Source organism: Serratia sp. JKS000199, from assembly GCF_900215455.1.
Lineage (GTDB): Bacteria > Pseudomonadota > Gammaproteobacteria > Enterobacterales > Enterobacteriaceae > Serratia > Serratia ureilytica.
On the sequence record NZ_LT907843.1, the window covers coordinates 906,559 to 922,008 of the forward strand.

11 protein-coding genes are annotated in these 15,450 nt (G+C 55.2%); 6 read left to right on the forward strand and 5 right to left on the reverse strand.

From position 1 onward, the window contains the following. Positions 1-70: 70 nt before the first annotated feature. Positions 71-1,138, reverse strand: a complete 1,068-nt coding sequence (locus tag CPH57_RS04470; protein ID WP_096242083.1) for a sugar ABC transporter substrate-binding protein — start codon at positions 1,136-1,138, stop codon at positions 71-73. 224 nt (positions 1,139-1,362) lie between these two features. Then, positions 1,363-3,390 (reverse strand): methionine--tRNA ligase, encoded by a 2,028-nt coding sequence (metG, locus tag CPH57_RS04475; protein ID WP_072628014.1) that lies wholly within the window; start codon positions 3,388-3,390, stop codon positions 1,363-1,365. A 159-nt stretch (positions 3,391-3,549) separates the two neighbouring features. Here metG and apbC point away from each other — a divergent pair, with 159 nt between their 5' ends. Next, entirely contained in the window at positions 3,550-4,662 is a 1,113-nt protein-coding gene (apbC, locus tag CPH57_RS04480) for an iron-sulfur cluster carrier protein ApbC (protein ID WP_069100909.1), read from the forward strand. 44 nt (positions 4,663-4,706) lie between these two features. On the opposite strand, the gene CPH57_RS04485 is transcribed toward apbC, so the two are convergent. Then, positions 4,707-5,336 carry a phosphatase PAP2 family protein gene (locus tag CPH57_RS04485; RefSeq protein WP_033642453.1) on the reverse strand — a complete coding sequence of 210 codons (630 nt, stop codon included), beginning with the start codon at positions 5,334-5,336 and terminating at the stop codon, positions 4,707-4,709. A gap of 232 nt (positions 5,337-5,568) precedes the next feature. Here CPH57_RS04485 and udk point away from each other — a divergent pair, with 232 nt between their 5' ends. The 3 genes from udk (at position 5,569) to asmA (ending at position 8,794) form a co-directional block, all read left to right on the forward strand. Continuing rightward, a complete protein-coding gene (gene udk / locus CPH57_RS04490) occupies positions 5,569-6,210 on the forward strand; it encodes a uridine kinase (RefSeq protein ID WP_033642454.1) in 642 nt (213 codons plus the stop codon). 125 nt (positions 6,211-6,335) lie between these two features. Further along, positions 6,336-6,917, forward strand: coding sequence for a dCTP deaminase (gene dcd, locus CPH57_RS04495; RefSeq protein ID WP_019454407.1), 582 nt, complete (start codon positions 6,336-6,338; stop codon positions 6,915-6,917). 44 nt (positions 6,918-6,961) lie between these two features. Continuing rightward, positions 6,962-8,794: an outer membrane assembly protein AsmA gene (gene asmA / locus CPH57_RS04500; RefSeq protein WP_046686709.1), complete on the forward strand. Its 1,833-nt coding sequence runs from the start codon at positions 6,962-6,964 to the stop codon at positions 8,792-8,794. Between the two features lie 45 nt (positions 8,795-8,839). On the opposite strand, the gene CPH57_RS04505 is transcribed toward asmA, so the two are convergent. After that, positions 8,840-10,633, reverse strand: coding sequence for a hypothetical protein (locus CPH57_RS04505; RefSeq protein WP_071845079.1), 1,794 nt, complete (start codon positions 10,631-10,633; stop codon positions 8,840-8,842). A gap of 267 nt (positions 10,634-10,900) precedes the next feature. Here CPH57_RS04505 and dcuC point away from each other — a divergent pair, with 267 nt between their 5' ends. Further along, positions 10,901-12,253 carry an anaerobic C4-dicarboxylate transporter DcuC gene (gene dcuC / locus CPH57_RS04510; protein ID WP_046686710.1) on the forward strand — a complete coding sequence of 451 codons (1,353 nt, stop codon included), beginning with the start codon at positions 10,901-10,903 and terminating at the stop codon, positions 12,251-12,253. Between the two features lie 31 nt (positions 12,254-12,284). Here dcuC and CPH57_RS04515 read toward each other — a convergent pair whose 3' ends face one another. Then, entirely contained in the window at positions 12,285-13,868 is a 1,584-nt protein-coding gene (locus CPH57_RS04515; protein WP_046686711.1) for a TerC family protein, read from the reverse strand. 641 nt (positions 13,869-14,509) lie between these two features. Here CPH57_RS04515 and galU point away from each other — a divergent pair. Further along, complete coding sequence (gene galU / locus CPH57_RS04520) at positions 14,510-15,409, forward strand: UTP--glucose-1-phosphate uridylyltransferase GalU (protein WP_046686712.1); 900 nt, start codon at positions 14,510-14,512, stop codon at positions 15,407-15,409. Positions 15,410-15,450 lie beyond the last annotated feature (41 nt).

Sequence of the window (15,450 nt, forward strand, 5' to 3'; positions counted from 1 at the left end):
GGACGGAAGGGGGCTGCCGATATTTATCTGAAAAACAGAGGCTGCGTCGGCAGCCTCGTGAAAAACAGCATTATTTACCGTGTTCGGCCTGCAGCGTGGCGAACCACGGCTGAACGAAATCGCTGCTGCTGCCCCAGCCGGGGATGATCTTCGCCAGGCCGGCGACGTTGACCGGCCCCGGCTGCGCCAGCAGCAGCGCCTGCGGAATGACCACCGCTTTGAACTGATAGTTGTCCGGCGTGCTTTCCCCGGCGATCTTGTTGGCCACCAGGCGCAGGTTGACCGCGCCGATCAGCTTCGGATCCACCGCCACGCTGACCTGCCACGGGCTGCCGGCCTCGCGCATCAGCTGTAAATCCTGATTGGAGATATCGATGCTGTACAGCTTGATTTCGGTGCGGCCGTTCTCTTTCAACGCCTTGTAAGCCCCTTGGGTAAAGGCGTCCCAGGTGCCCCAGATGGCGTCGATCTTGCCTTTCGGGTATTTCGCCAGCACCGCGCCCACCTTGTTGGCGGTATCGCCCTGCACGTCGGATGAGACCGCGCCGATCGATTCCAGCTCATGAATGCCCGGATGCTGTTTCAGCAACTGCTGATAAGCGGCCTGACGGCGCTCCATCGGCGGGAAGCCGGCCACCCACAGCTTGACAATATTGGCCTGGCCGTTGAAATCCTTCACCAGTTGGCCGAAGGAGGCATTGGCCAGTGAAGCGTCGTCCTGCTGCGAGACGGTGACGCCGGGAACGCTGCCGCTGACGTCGGTATCGAAAGCCGCGACGGCGATGCCGGCCGCCGCGATGCGCTTGACCAGGTCGGTGGAATAGGGGGCTCGCCCCTGCGAGAGAATGATGCCGTCATATTTCTGGCTGATAGCCTGATTGACGAAGTCCTGGAAGCGCGCGTCGTCGCCATTGCTGAGGAAGGTATCCACCTTAAAGCCCAGCTTGCGCCCTTCCTGAATGGCGCCCGCCAAAAATTGCGTGGTGTTGTCGTCGGATCCGAGGTTGCGGATCACCGCGATGCGCACCGGCCCCTGATGCTGAGCGATGGCGGCGGGTACGGTGGCGTTTTCCGCCGCCTGCAGCGGCAGGGCGGACAACAGACTGAGGGCGAGCAGCGAAGTCTTGAGGTTTTTCATTATTATAGGCTCCAAAAAAGCAGGGAAACGATCCCGGTGAAGGTCTGTTATAGCAGTCTTTCTGTCTGGACGTCTATTTTGGGTTTCGGAGCATCATAGCCGGATGCGGCGGGCAGGGGAATCAGGGCGGTTATGACTTTTTCTTCATGCTTATAACGTGGGGGTTGGGGCAATAAAAAAGGGCCGAGCAAGCTCGACCCTCCCTACGCCGCGCATCTGTGCGATTACTTGACCTGCATGCCAGGCTGCGCGCCGCTGTCCGGGCTCAGCAGGAAGATCTCTTTCCCGCCAGGGCCTGCCGCCATCACCATGCCTTCTGACACGCCGAAGCGCATTTTACGCGGCGCCAGGTTGGCGACCATGATGGTCAGACGGCCTTCCAGCGCTTTCGGGTCCGGGTAAGCGGAGCGAATGCCGGAGAAGATTTGGCGCGATTCGCCGCCCAGATCCAGCTGCAGCTTCAGCAGCTTGTCGGAGCCCTCGACAAAGTCGGCGCTCTTGATCAGGGCGATACGCATGTCGACCTTGGCGAAGTCGTCGAAGGTGATGGTTTCCTGGATCGGATCGTCAGCCAGCGGGCCGGTCACCGGCTTGGCGGCGGCCATGTCTTCTTTCGAGGCGCTGACCATCTCGTTGACCTTGTCCAGATCGATGCGGTTGAACAGCGCTTTGAACGCGTTCACCTGATGGCCCAGCAGCGGCTGCGGGATCGCGTCCCAGCTCAGCTCGGCGTTGAGGAACGCTTCGGCGCGTTCGGTCAGCGAAGGCAGCACCGGCTTAAGGTAAGTCATCAGCACGCGGAACAGGTTGATGCCCATCGAGCAGATGGCCTGCAGATCGGCGTCGCGGCCTTCTTCCTTCGCCACCACCCACGGCGCCTGCTCATCCACATAGCGGTTGGCCAGATCGGCCAGCGCCATGATTTCGCGGATGGCGCGGCTGAACTCGCGGGCGGCGTAGGCTTCGGCGATGCTCTGGGCCGCGTCGACGAAGGTCTGGTACAGCGCCGGATCGGCCAGGGTGTCGGCCAGCTTGCCGCCGAAGCGCTTGTTGATAAAGCCGGCGTTGCGCGAAGCCAGGTTCACCACCTTGTTGACGATGTCGGCGTTGACGCGCTGCACGAAGTCTTCCAGATTGAGATCGATGTCGTCAATGCGGGAAGAGAGCTTGGCGGCGTAGTAATAGCGCAGGCAATCGGCGTCCAGGTGCTGCAGGTAGGTGCCGGCCTTGATGAAGGTGCCGCGCGACTTGGACATCTTGGCGCCGTTCACCGTCACGTAACCGTGCACGAACAGGTTGGTCGGTTTGCGGAAGTTGCTGCCTTCCAGCATCGCCGGCCAGAACAGGCTGTGGAAGTAGACGATGTCCTTGCCGATAAAGTGGTACAGCTCGGTGGTGGAGTCTTTGCGCCAGAACTCGTCGAAGTCCAGATCGCCGCGCTTGTCGCACAGGTTCTTGAAGGAGCCCATGTAGCCGATCGGCGCGTCCAGCCAGACGTAGAAGTATTTGCCCGGCGCATCCGGGATTTCGAAGCCGAAGTAAGGCGCATCGCGGGAGATGTCCCACTGCTGCAGGCCGGATTCGAACCACTCCTGCATCTTGTTCGCCACCTGCTCCTGCAGCGCGCCGGAGCGCGTCCACGCCTGCAGCATTTCGCTGAAGGCCGGCAGGTCGAAGAAGAAGTGCTCGGAGTCGCGCATCACCGGCGTCGCGCCGGAAACCACGGACTTCGGATCGATCAGTTCCGTCGGGCTGTAGGTGGCGCCACACACTTCGCAGTTGTCGCCGTACTGGTCTGGCGATTTGCATTTCGGGCAGGTGCCTTTCACGAAACGGTCCGGCAGGAACATGCCTTTCTCCGGATCGTACAGCTGAGAAATGGTGCGGTTCTTGATAAACCCGTTTTCTTTCAAGCGGCTGTAAATCAGGGTGGACAGCTCACGGTTTTCATCGCTATGGGTCGAATGATAGTTGTCATAGCTGATGCCAAAGCCGGCGAAATCCTGTTGGTGCTCCTGGCTCATCTCCGCGATCATTTCTTCCGGTTTAACGCCCAGTTGCTGCGCTTTCAGCATGATCGGCGTGCCGTGCGCGTCGTCCGCGCAGATGAAATGCACTTCGTGGCCGCGCATTCGTTGGTAACGCACCCAGATATCCGCCTGGATGTGCTCGAGCATGTGGCCGAGATGGATGGAACCATTTGCGTACGGTAGCGCGCACGTCACCAATAATTTTTTCGCGACTTGAGCCATAGTGAGAACTTGCTTTCTGTAATGAATAAAAGGGCCTTCGATGTTAACCGATCGCGCCCTTCGCTGCTAGGGCGGTTTCTTACAGGTTATACGCGCCAGCCGCCGCGCAGTTCTGGTATGCTTAGCCGGAAGCTACCCATTCAAAATCAAGGAGCCGGGATGAACGCAAAATCCCCTGAGCAGACCAACCCCGAAGTTCTGCGCGCCCTGGTGACCGGTGTACTGGCCGCCTTTGAACACCCGACGTTGAAAAACAACCTGACCGCATTGAAGGCTATCCATCACTGCGCGTTGCTGGACGATGTACTGCATATCGAACTGACGATGCCCTTTGCCTGGCAGAGCGGCTTTGAAGCGCTGCAGGCGAGCGTCGGCCCTGAACTGCTGCGCGTGACCGGCGCCGGCGCCATCGATTGGAAGCTGAAACACGATATCACGACGCTGAAGCGCGCCAACGCGCAGGCCGGGATCAAAGGCGTGCGCAACATCATCGCCGTCAGCTCCGGCAAAGGCGGAGTGGGGAAATCCAGCACCGCCGTCAACCTGGCGCTGGCGCTGGCCGCCGAAGGGGCCAAGGTCGGCATTCTGGACGCCGACATTTACGGCCCGTCGATCCCCAACATGCTGGGCACCGAACACGAGCGGCCGACCTCGCCGGACGGTCAGCATATGGCGCCGATCATGGCGCACGGGCTGGCGACCAACTCCATCGGTTATCTGGTGACCGACGACAACGCCATGGTGTGGCGCGGCCCCATGGCCAGCAAGGCGCTGATGCAGTTGCTGCAGGATACGCTGTGGCCGGATCTGGATTACCTGGTGCTGGACATGCCGCCGGGCACCGGTGACATCCAACTGACGCTGTCGCAGAACATTCCGGTGACCGGCGCGCTGGTGGTCACCACGCCGCAGGATATCGCCTTGCTGGATGCCGCCAAAGGCATCGTAATGTTCGAGAAAGTGCATGTGCCGGTATTGGGCATTGTCGAGAACATGAGCGTGCATATCTGCAGCAACTGCGGCCACCATGAGCCGATCTTCGGTACCGGCGGCGCCGAGAAGCTGGTGCAGAAATATAACAGCCGTCTGCTGGGGCAGATGCCGCTGCATATCTCGCTGCGTGAAGATCTGGATCGCGGTACGCCGACGGTGATCAGCCGCCCGGAGAGCGAATTCGCCGAGAGGTATCGCCAGCTCGCCGGCCGCGTGGCCGCGCAGATGTATTGGCAGGGTGAAGCGATCCCGACGGAGATTGCGTTCCGCGCGCTGTAATCTGTTTGCGGCAGTGAAAGAACCCGGCTTAACGCCGGGTTTTTTTATGGGGTACGGGTAGGCTTGTGCAGGTCGGCACGGATATAAGGGCGTTCGATCTGCGCCAGCGTTTTGGCGATATGTTCCAGCAATCCCTGGGTGGGGGCCGGCTGCCGCTGCCCCATCAGCGCCAACGGCAAGGCCAGCGCAATGGCCAAATGCGACCAGGCAAGCTGTGGTCGCGCTTTCCCTCGCTGCAGCCATAAAAACAGCGCACTGGCCAGGTAGCCTAAAATCAGCCCGCTGATGACCTCGGATACCGAATGCACGCGGATTTCCAGGCGCGACACGCCGATGGTGAAAGGCAATATCCACCCGGTCAACAACGCGATGCTGCGCACCGGATGGGAAAATCGACCGGTTAAAGCCCAAAGCAGCGGCGGCCAGATGCTCGCGGCGAGGGCCGAATGGCCGCTGAATCCAGTGAAGTCATAACTTGCGCTACCAATGCCCCAGCCCATAAAGGCCAACTTGGACAGGCAGACCAGCCCGCCGGTGAAACCGAAGATCAGCGCCCATTGCCAGCCTGCCGCGCGAGTGGCGGGAAACACGATCAGCAACAAAAACAGAATCAGCGCGCAGGGCAGCAGCAGCATACTGTCGCCGAAAAAAGTCAAAAAATACCAATCCAGCACATCACTCTCCGATGAAAGACTACGGGGTCCCTAAGTCAGCGCAGGAGTGTAACCTGTTGCGGGGCATTGCCCTAGCCGTGAGATTCTTAAAATGTCATATCGCCGGTACGGCGCGATAGCCTGAATTCGCCCGCCGTCGCGCAATATACAGTGGCGCAAACCCCGACGACTCCCTATAATTGTCGCGTTTTAGTTCCCTCCCTTCACATTACGAAATCAGGTCTTTAATTTTATGACTGACAATCCGCATCAGTGCGTCATTATTGGTATAGCTGGCGCATCTGCCTCCGGAAAAAGCCTTATTGCCAGCACGTTGTACCGCGAACTCCGCGAGCAGGTCGGCGATGAGCACATCGGCGTTATTCCAGAAGACAGTTACTATAAAGACCAGAGTCACCTGACCATGGAAGAACGGGTCAAAACCAACTATGACCACCCGAGCGCCATGGATCACAACCTGCTGTTCCAGCATTTGCAGATGCTGAAGGCCGGCAAAGCGATCGAACTGCCGCTGTACAGCTACACCGAGCACACGCGCAAGAAAGAAACCGTCCACCTGAAACCTAAAAAAGTCATTATTCTGGAAGGGATCTTGCTGCTGACGGATATCCGCTTGCGCCAGGAGATGAATTTCTCGATCTTCGTCGACACGCCGCTGGATATCTGCCTGATGCGCCGCATGAAGCGCGATGTCAACGAGCGCGGCCGCTCGATGGATTCGGTGATGGCGCAATACCAGAAGACCGTGCGCCCGATGTTCCTGCAGTTTATCGAACCTTCCAAACAATACGCCGATATCATCGTCCCGCGCGGCGGCAAAAACCGCATCGCGATCGATATTCTGAAAGCCAAAATCAGCCAATTCTTTGAATAATGCCGTTTAATGGCCGGGAATGTGTATTTCCGGCCGGTGGCCAACTATTTGCACCCCGGCGTAGACCTTTCGCCCGTTGTGTGGCAATTTTTGTTTAGTTACGCGTTTTGATGGAGAAGAGAGACATGAGACTGTGCGACCGCGATATAGAAGCCTGGCTGGATAGCGAGAAACTGGTGATTTCCCCGCGTCCGCCGCTCGAACGCATCAACGGGGCCACAGTAGATGTCCGTTTGGGCAACCAGTTCCGCGTGTTCAGCGGCCATACCGCGCCTTTTATCGATCTGAGCGGGCCGAAAGACGAAGTCAGCGCTGCGTTGGATCGCGTGATGAGCGACGAGATTGTCCTGCCGGAAGGCGAGGCGTTTTTCCTTCATCCCGGCGAGCTGGCCCTGGCGGTGACGTTCGAATCCGTGACGCTGCCGGACGATCTGGTGGGTTGGCTCGATGGCCGTTCTTCTCTGGCGCGCCTCGGGTTGATGGTGCACGTCACTGCGCACCGTATCGATCCGGGCTGGCACGGACGCATCGTGCTGGAATTTTACAACTCCGGCAAGCTGCCGCTGGCGCTGCGGCCGGGCATGCTGATCGGGGCCTTGAGCTTTGAACCGTTGTCCGGCCCGGCGGCCCGGCCATACAACAGCCGGCAGGACGCAAAATATCGCGATCAGCAGGGCGCAGTAGCCAGTCGAATCGACAAGGACTAACGGCGCGGGATGCACCGTCGGTGTGGCGCTGACAAGAGGGTGGCATGAGAAGATTACTGACGACATTGGCGATTTTACTGGTGGTTGTGGTGGCGGGGATGTCCGCGCTGGTACTGCTGGTCAATCCGAATGATTTTCGCGGTTACATGGTCAAAAAGGTCGAGCAGAAGAGCGGCTATCAGCTGACGCTCGAAGGCGACCTGCGCTGGCATATCTGGCCGCAGCTCAGCATTTTGGCCGGGCGCATGACGCTGACCGCGCCGGGCGCGAAAGCGCCGGTAGTGAGCGCGGAAAATATGCGCCTCGATGTCAAACTGTTGCCTCTGCTGTCGCATCAGCTGTTTGTGAAACAGGTGATGCTGAAAAACGCCGTCATTCTCCTCACGCCCGATAGCGAAGAGCATTCGCAGATGGATGCCCCGATCGCGCCGGCCGGCACTGGCACAGACGCGGCAGATGCGGCCTGGAAGTTCGATATCGATAATCTGCGGGTCGTGGACAGTCTGCTGATTTGGCAGCGCGCCGACAATGAGCAAATTAATGTCCGGGATATCAATCTCACCCTGCAACAAACGCAGACGCGACAGGCGCAGCTGGAACTTTCCAGCCGGGTCAATCGCGATCAGCGCGACCTGACCTTCAGCATGGCGGCCGATGTCGACTTGCAGCAGTTCCCTCGCCAGATTGGCGCCAAAGTCACCCAGTTCAATTATCAACTGGCGGGTGCGGATATTCCGAACGGCGGTATTCAGGGAGAGGGCAATGCGCAGGTGGTCTATCAGCAGACGCCGGCGCAGATTGCCGTCAGCCAGCTGAGCGTCAGTGCCAATAACAGCCAATTGACCGGCGATATCAGCGCCACGCTGGGGGCGGTGCCCGGCTATGTGGTGAACCTCAATTCGGCTAACCTCGATCTCGATGCGCTCTCCGGCTGGCAATCCAGCACCAATACCGCCGAACAACCCGCTGTGACTTCCGCGCCGGTGATCGCCAGCCAGGTTGACGATCGGCAGCAGAATTTAGAGGCGCTGCGCGATTTCAATGCGCAGTTGAATCTGCAGGCCGCGCAGTTGACCTATCGCGGTATGAACGTCACTCAGTTGGCCGTCGTGGCGGACAACCAACGCGGACTGCTGACGCTGCATAAACTCGCCGGACAATTGGCCGGCGGTGATTTCTCCTTGCCGGGCTCGCTGGACGCGCGCGGCAATAAACCGGTGATCAGCGTGCAGCCGGCGCTGAACCAGGTTGAACTGGGCACGGTGCTCAAAGCCTTCGACATGCCGCAGATGTTGACCGGCAAATTCAGCATGAAAGGGGATTTGACCGGCGATCGCCTCTCTTCACAGTCATTTGAGCGCCGCTGGCGCGGTACGGCGCAGCTGGCGATGCAGGATGCGCAACTGCATGGCCTGAACATTCAGCAGCTGATCCAGCAGGCTGTGGCGCGCAACGATAACAGCGTGCGCGGGCAAGACAGCTATCAGCGTTATACCGAGGTCAAAAACGTCTCGGCGCAGGCCAGTCTGAATCAGGGCACGATCAAGCTCAGCGGTCTGACGGCGGATTCTCCTTTGCTGGCGCTGACCGGCGCCGGCAGCATCGATATGCCGGGCAAACAGTGCGATATGGCGCTTAACGTGCGCGTCACCGGCGGATGGCAAGGGCGCGGCGAGCTGATCGAGCAACTGCAAAAAACGCCGATCCCGCTGCGGGTCTATGGGCCGTGGCAACAGCTCAACTATCAACTGCAGGTCGATCAGGTGTTGCGTAAAACGCTGCAGGATCGGGCTAAAGATGCGCTGAACAAATGGGCTGAAAAGAACAAGGATTCGCGCGAAGGTCAGGATCTGAAAAAGCTGCTCGACAAGCTTTGAATAACATCAAGGGGGCTTTGCCCCCTTGATCTAACATGAGTGGAATTAATCGGCGATTTTTCCGTAACCTTTCCATACACCTGGAGAGCCTGATTCTACGCATCTCCAACCATCCCAGCTACCAGCTATGGGGAGATTATTTATGACTCTATCTCCTTGATTGTAACTACCAGATGTAGGCACCGCATTACTGTAAATTGTTCGCACATTGCTTGGGATTGAAATTTTCTGTTCTGCTCCTATTGACTCTTTCCCTACAACATTGTTTGCGTAATATACGCCATTAATGCAGTTAAAAATCACACTTCCTAGTACAGTACTATTTATAAATGAATGAGATAAATTTCTGTTATTGAGTTTATCATTGAAATAAACGTCTTTAGATGCGATAACACCATCAAAATGAACCCCAAGAGATGGATTGACCGAGCCATTTACTGACAATTGACCTATCGCGCCACCAAACCATCTTATAGAGCCCGCAGTTTTATTTAATATGACATCAGCTGCGTAGACGTTTGAAAACTGGTGATTTCCACCGTAGGCTGAAATTAATATATTTCCTGTGCGGCAATTGGATAAAGAAATAGCACCTCTTTTCCCCTCCGCTATGGTCTTAATATCACCACCTAATGCACGCCCTCCGCTTATCGTGGTTGCGCCATATCCTTTAATTAATACTGCATTTCTGAAACGAGAACCTGCGTGCTCGATTATTTGTACATCAGCACTATCAACCTCTAAAAAGTCTCTTTTCCCCCATTGATTTGGGTTTCTAACCTCAGCATGTGTTTGGGTGAACATGAGGCCAATTCCACTTTTAATGCGAACATAAGGACTACACTTATTATTTTCTATTTGACAATTATTAAATCTTATCATGTTGCATGCATCATTTTTTATTGTGCTCGTTAATAATAATGCAGGATGTGTTGTTTGCGAATTATCGCTAGCATCACCGTTAGAATAACCTCCATCTTGAATATTAGTTGCTTCAAAAACAGAGTCTTGTACTTTATCCAACCAAAGATTGCAACCATGAAAAGAGTAGATCTGTAGATTATTGGTATAAATATATCCGACATTATTAATACGTAGGGCGCTCAACGTATAGTTATTACCATCGAACGAAATATTTTCTATTCTTAATCCCCAGCTGAATATTTTTTCATGATTATATTCTAAAAGTATCGTGTCCGGATTTTTAGGGTCTTCGCTTGGCGATATTATACAGTTTCTTGTATTGCTCCCTCTCAGAACTCCTGCCCAATTACCAGGTATCCGCAATATTCCTGGCTTGAGGTAAGTGACGCCGCTCGGAAAAACTAATTCAACTCGGTAGTTATTTACCATTGACTCTTGGAGAATATTTGAGTTGTCCTCGCCGTACTGAGCTGAACCGACCCTGACACCTAGCCATTCAATTGGCCAAATATTTGTCGATACGGAGTCAACTCGTATCCAACACCAGCTTTCATCAACCCTAACAACAATGCCATTTTTTTCTTTTAGGTCTTTTGATCGAGCAGAATAAAACTCCCCCCCTCCTGTCGATTTAATGTCATTAGTTGAGTAAAAGCTAACCACATCAATTTTTTGCCCAGGAAATTGAGGGGTTATTTTTCTTAATGTATCAATGTCGGGGCAGCGGCCTATATACTTGGCACCATCGTAGCCGGATAGTTTTGATGAGAGGACAGATAAACTGTTACTTGAAGATAGATCTTGTTCTGTGCTGCTGGATATAATACTTCTGACATTATCTTCAGCATAAGATTTTCCTACTAAAATACCTGAAGTGCTTGCTATAATAGTTTTTACCAAATCTCTTCTGTTCATATGTCCACCCATAAAAAACACTGTCAGATGACGGTCATCTGCGATAGTAGCATCTGATAAAAGCTTGTAAATCACAAGTTGTTAAATGTTTTTTCAAGGTGTTACTGAATTGTTTTTATAAAAAGAGATGGCGTTATTATTAGATTATTCTTGTTGTTCAAGGTGTAATCAATTAATTGAGAGATTTCCTATTTTGTTTGATTTGTATCACGATTAAGGCGTTCAGTTTCCATAGTCTATATTGGTCTATTCTCTCCGGGGTTACTTATGATTGAGCTCGCTATTGGGATTACCGTTGCTGCCTGTGTGGGCCGTTACATTATCAAGGGATATTCCGCTACCGGCGTCTTGTTGGTGGGAGGGCTGCTGCTGCTCGGCATCAGCGCCCTGATGGGGAAAACGCTGTTGCCGTCCGGCGCCGCCTCAACCGGCTGGCGCGCGACCGACATGATCGAATACGTCAAGATTTTGCTGATGAGCCGCGGCGGCGATCTCGGCATGATGATCATGATGCTGTGCGGCTTTGCCGCCTACATGACGCATATCGGCGCCAACGACGTGGTCGTCAAGCTGGCTTCGCGTCCGCTGCAGATGATCAATTCGCCTTATCTGCTGATGGTGGCGGCGTATTTTGTCGCTTGCCTGATGTCGCTGGCGGTCTCTTCCGCCACTGGCCTCGGCGTGCTGCTGATGGCGACGCTGTTCCCGTTGATGGTGAACGTGGGCATCAGCCGCGGCGCGGCGGCTGCCATTTGCGCTTCGCCGGCGGCGATTATTCTGGCACCGACCTCCGGCGACGTGGTGCTGGCGGCCAAAGCGGCGGAGATGCCGCTGGTGGACTTCGCGTTCAAAACCACGCTGCCTATCTCGATTGCCGCCATTGTCTGCATGGCTGTGGCGCATTTTTTCTGGCAGCGTTATCTCGACAGAAAGAGCAATGAACAGCATCACATCATGGACGTCAGCGAAATCAAAACCCATGCGCCGGGATTTTACGCGATATTGCCGTTTACACCGATCCTCGGCGTGCTGATTTTCGACGGCAAATGGGGACCGGAGCTGCACATCATTACCGTGTTGGTGGGTTGCATACTGTTGGCGGCATTGATTGAGTTCGTGCGCAGTTTCAGCGCGAAACAGGTATTCAGCGGCCTGGAAGTGGCTTATCGCGGCATGGCGGACGCATTCTCCAGCGTGGTCATGCTGTTGGTGGCCGCCGGGGTCTTCGCGCAAGGGTTGAGCACCGTCGGCTTTATCAGCGGGTTGATCGGGCTGGCGCAGTCGTTCGGCACCGGCGGTTTGATCATGATGTTGGTGCTGGTGGTGATCACCATGCTGGCGGCCATGACCACCGGCTCCGGCAATGCGCCGTTCTATGCGTTTGTCGAACTGATCCCGAAACTGGCGGCGCAAATGGGCGTTAACCCGGCTTATCTGGTGATCCCGATGCTGCAGGCGTCTAACCTCGGCCGCACGCTGTCGCCGGTCTCCGGCGTGGTGGTGGCGGTCTCCGGCATGGCGAAAATCTCACCGTTCGACGTGGTGAAGCGCACTTCGGTGCCGGTGATTGTCGGGCTGGTGGTGGTGATCGTGGCGACGGAGTTGCTGGTTCCCCAGTAAAACCAAGGCCGGGCAATACCCGGCCTCAATGTTAAACCTCGTAGTCCTCCGGTGGGGGAGGCGGGGTGATTTTCACTTTCAGGATACGGTGGCTGTTGACCTCCAACGGCTCGAACAGGTAGTCACCGATCGTGATTTGTTCGCCTTCTTGCGGCACGCGCTGGCTGTGTTCCATCAGCAGCCCCGCCAGCGTGTGGTATTCGCGCTTTTCTTCCAGCGGCATCGGCAGGTACAACACCAGATCTTCCAGCGGCATATAGCCGTTGGCGATCCAGCTGCCGTCCTCGTTTTGCTGAATGTCGTGGCGTGCATCCACCTCTTCGCCGGCCTCCGGCAAGTTGCCGGCGATGGTTTCCATCACGTCCGTCAGGGTGACGATGCCTTCGACGGAACCGAACTCATCGACCACAAAGGCAAAGTGCGTCTGTGCCTGGCGGAATTGCTCAAGGGCGCTCAACAGCGTGAGCTGTTCCGGGAAGATCAACGGTTGGCGTATCAGCGCGCGCAGATCCAGCGGCGCCTGCGCCAGCTGCTGTTTGAGGACGTCGATAGTGTGAATAACGCCCAACGGCTCATCGCTGGCGCTGCTTTCTACCACCACGATGCGCGTGTGTTGATTGCGCTCCAGCAATTGCGTCAGCTTCTCCTGCGGATCGTTCAGCTCAAGGTATTCGACGTCGTGACGCGAGGTCATGATGCTGCTGACCGTGCGCTGCGCCATACCCAGCACGCGTTCGATCATGCGCCGCTCTTGCTGATTGAAGATCTCGCCGTTTTCGCTGTCGCTGTCGGCCAGCAGATTGGCGGAATGACTGTCGACCTCGGCTTCTTCATGTTTGCCGCTCAGCATGCGTAGCACCGCCTCGGCGGTACGCTCGCGCAGCGGCCGCACCTTCGACAGGAAACGACGGCGGTTGAATTGCGCCAGTTGGTTCAATGCTTCGATCATCACCGAGAAGCCGATCGCCGCGTAGAGATAGCCTTTCGGAATGTGGTAGCCGAAGCCCTCCGCCACCAGGCTGAAACCGATCATCAGCAGGAAGCTCAGGCACAGAATGACGATAGTCGGGTGAGCGTTGACGAAGCGCGTCAGCGGTTTGCTGGCTAGCAGCATCAGGCCGATGGCGATACAGACCGCGATCATCATCACCGCCAGGTGGTCGACCATGCCGACCGCGGTGATCACCGAGTCGAGCGAGAAGACGGCATCCAGCACCACGATCTGCGCCACCACCGGCCAGAAGCGCGCGCCTTTGCGTGTGCCATGCTGTTCTTCATCCTTGCCCTCCAGCCGCTCGTTCAGCTCCATGGTGGCTTTGAACAGCAGGAATATCCCGCCGACCAGCATGATCAGATCGCGGCCGCTGAAGGGGTGTTCTGCGACGATGAACATCGGTTTGGTCAGCGTCGCCAGCCACGAGATGGAGGCGAGCAACGCCAGACGCATCACCAGCGCCAGCAACAGACCGACGACACGAGCCTTATCTCTTTGTTGTTTTGGTAGTTTATCCGCCAGAATGGCGATGAAGACAAGGTTGTCTATACCCAGAACGATTTCCAGCACGACCAATGTGGCCAGGCCGGCCCAAATTGTTGGATCAGCGATCCATTCCATACGCCCAATTTCACCTGTAAGTTCTACGGCTTATGCCGCACGGGAATGATGGGCGCTGAGGCGGTAAAATTCAACTCTAATCCGGGGAGATGGATGAAAACAGGTTATTTCGGTAGAAAAAAACCAATAATTCAAAGCTCATTCAGGTGTACTTGGCATCATGGAGAAACGCTGTATGAGAATGCTAACTAAGCTGTTCATAAAAGACACACGCTTTAAATATCAATGATATCAACGTATTGAAATAGGATTCTTATGCTATTATTTGCACGGCTCCAGCGAGTTAGTAGTCTTATTCTGAAAACACCTAGCCACGGGTATCTAAGGCTTGTATCAGCAAGTCAATAGTATAAGAATCTTAGCCATATAAGCGAAGATAACTCGCGTTTTTTGGTTATAAGGGCATAGATTCTCGTTGTTCTTCAAGCTGCGAAATACCAACGTGTGATGCGCGCTCTTTGTCATGTACAGAAGTGTGCTTAGCGTTCATTGGATTGTGTACAGGAATTTTCATAACAGCGTTTTGGCAGCTATAAGCCAAGGGCGGTAGCGTGTCTGATCGAATTGTTTGCGCTGCCATATTTTGCCTAAAATTCGTTGTTTATACTATATAAATCAGTTAATTGCTTGTGGAAGTGGAAATGCAGAAAAGACTGAAAGCTGTGATCCCAGTGGCGGGTTTAGGAACTCGGATGTTGCCGGCCACCAAGGCGATCCCTAAAGAAATGTTGCCGGTGGTCGATAAGCCACTTATCCAATACATTGTCAGCGAGTGTGTTGCCGCTGGTATCAAAGACATCGTATTGGTCACTCATTCGTCCAAGAATGCGATTGAAAACCATTTTGACACTTCTTTCGAATTGGAAGCCGTGCTGGAAGCGCGTGTAAAACGCCAGCTACTGGACGAAGTGCAAAACATTTGTCCGCCGGATGTGACTGTGATGCAGGTGCGCCAGGGGCAAGCGAAAGGGCTCGGGCATGCGGTATTGTGCGCGAAACCCATGGTAGGGGATTCCCCTTTTGTCGTCTTGTTGCCGGATGTGTTGCTGGATGACGCCACCGCGGATCTGCGTAAAGAAAACCTGGCTAAAATGATCCAGCGTTTTGAGGCGACAGGGTGCAGCCAAATCATGGTTGAACCGGTGCCAGAGCAGGATGTGTCAAAATATGGCGTAGTGGATTGTGCGGGAGTAGCACTGGCTGCAGGCGAAAGTGCGCCGATGTCGGCAGTGGTTGAAAAACCCTCGCGTGAGGAAGCGCCTTCTAACTTGGCGGTTGTGGGGCGCTACGTGCTTTCCGCCGCTATTTGGCCGCTGCTCGAGAAGACGCCGCCTGGCGCCGGCGATGAGATCCAATTGACCGATGCTATCGCCATGCTGATGGATGAGCAAATAGTGGAAGCCTTCCATATGAGCGGTAAATCACACGACTGCGGCGATAAACTCGGTTATATGAAGGCCTTTGTGCAATACGGTCTGCGCCATGCCACAGAAGGTGAAGATTTCTCGCGATGGTTGAAGCAGGCCTTGAATAACAACTAACATTGTGGCTGAGTACGTTCACAAGATTGAAGAGGACGAGC

Excerpts from the sequence above, each read along its gene's own strand:
- CPH57_RS04470 (WP_096242083.1), bottom strand. The coding sequence starts at position 1,138 with ATGAAAAACCTCAAGACTTCGCTGCTCGCCCTCAGTCTGTTGTCCGCC.
- metG (WP_072628014.1), bottom strand. The coding sequence starts at position 3,390 with ATGGCTCAAGTCGCGAAAAAATTATTGGTGACGTGCGCGCTACCGTAC.
- apbC (WP_069100909.1), top strand. The coding sequence starts at position 3,550 with ATGAACGCAAAATCCCCTGAGCAGACCAACCCCGAAGTTCTGCGCGCC.
- udk (WP_033642454.1), top strand. The coding sequence starts at position 5,569 with ATGACTGACAATCCGCATCAGTGCGTCATTATTGGTATAGCTGGCGCA.
- dcd (WP_019454407.1), top strand. The coding sequence starts at position 6,336 with ATGAGACTGTGCGACCGCGATATAGAAGCCTGGCTGGATAGCGAGAAA.
- asmA (WP_046686709.1), top strand. The coding sequence starts at position 6,962 with ATGAGAAGATTACTGACGACATTGGCGATTTTACTGGTGGTTGTGGTG.
- CPH57_RS04505 (WP_071845079.1), bottom strand. The coding sequence starts at position 10,633 with ATGAACAGAAGAGATTTGGTAAAAACTATTATAGCAAGCACTTCAGGT.
- dcuC (WP_046686710.1), top strand. The coding sequence starts at position 10,901 with ATGATTGAGCTCGCTATTGGGATTACCGTTGCTGCCTGTGTGGGCCGT.
- CPH57_RS04515 (WP_046686711.1), bottom strand. The coding sequence starts at position 13,868 with ATGGAATGGATCGCTGATCCAACAATTTGGGCCGGCCTGGCCACATTG.
- galU (WP_046686712.1), top strand. The coding sequence starts at position 14,510 with ATGCAGAAAAGACTGAAAGCTGTGATCCCAGTGGCGGGTTTAGGAACT.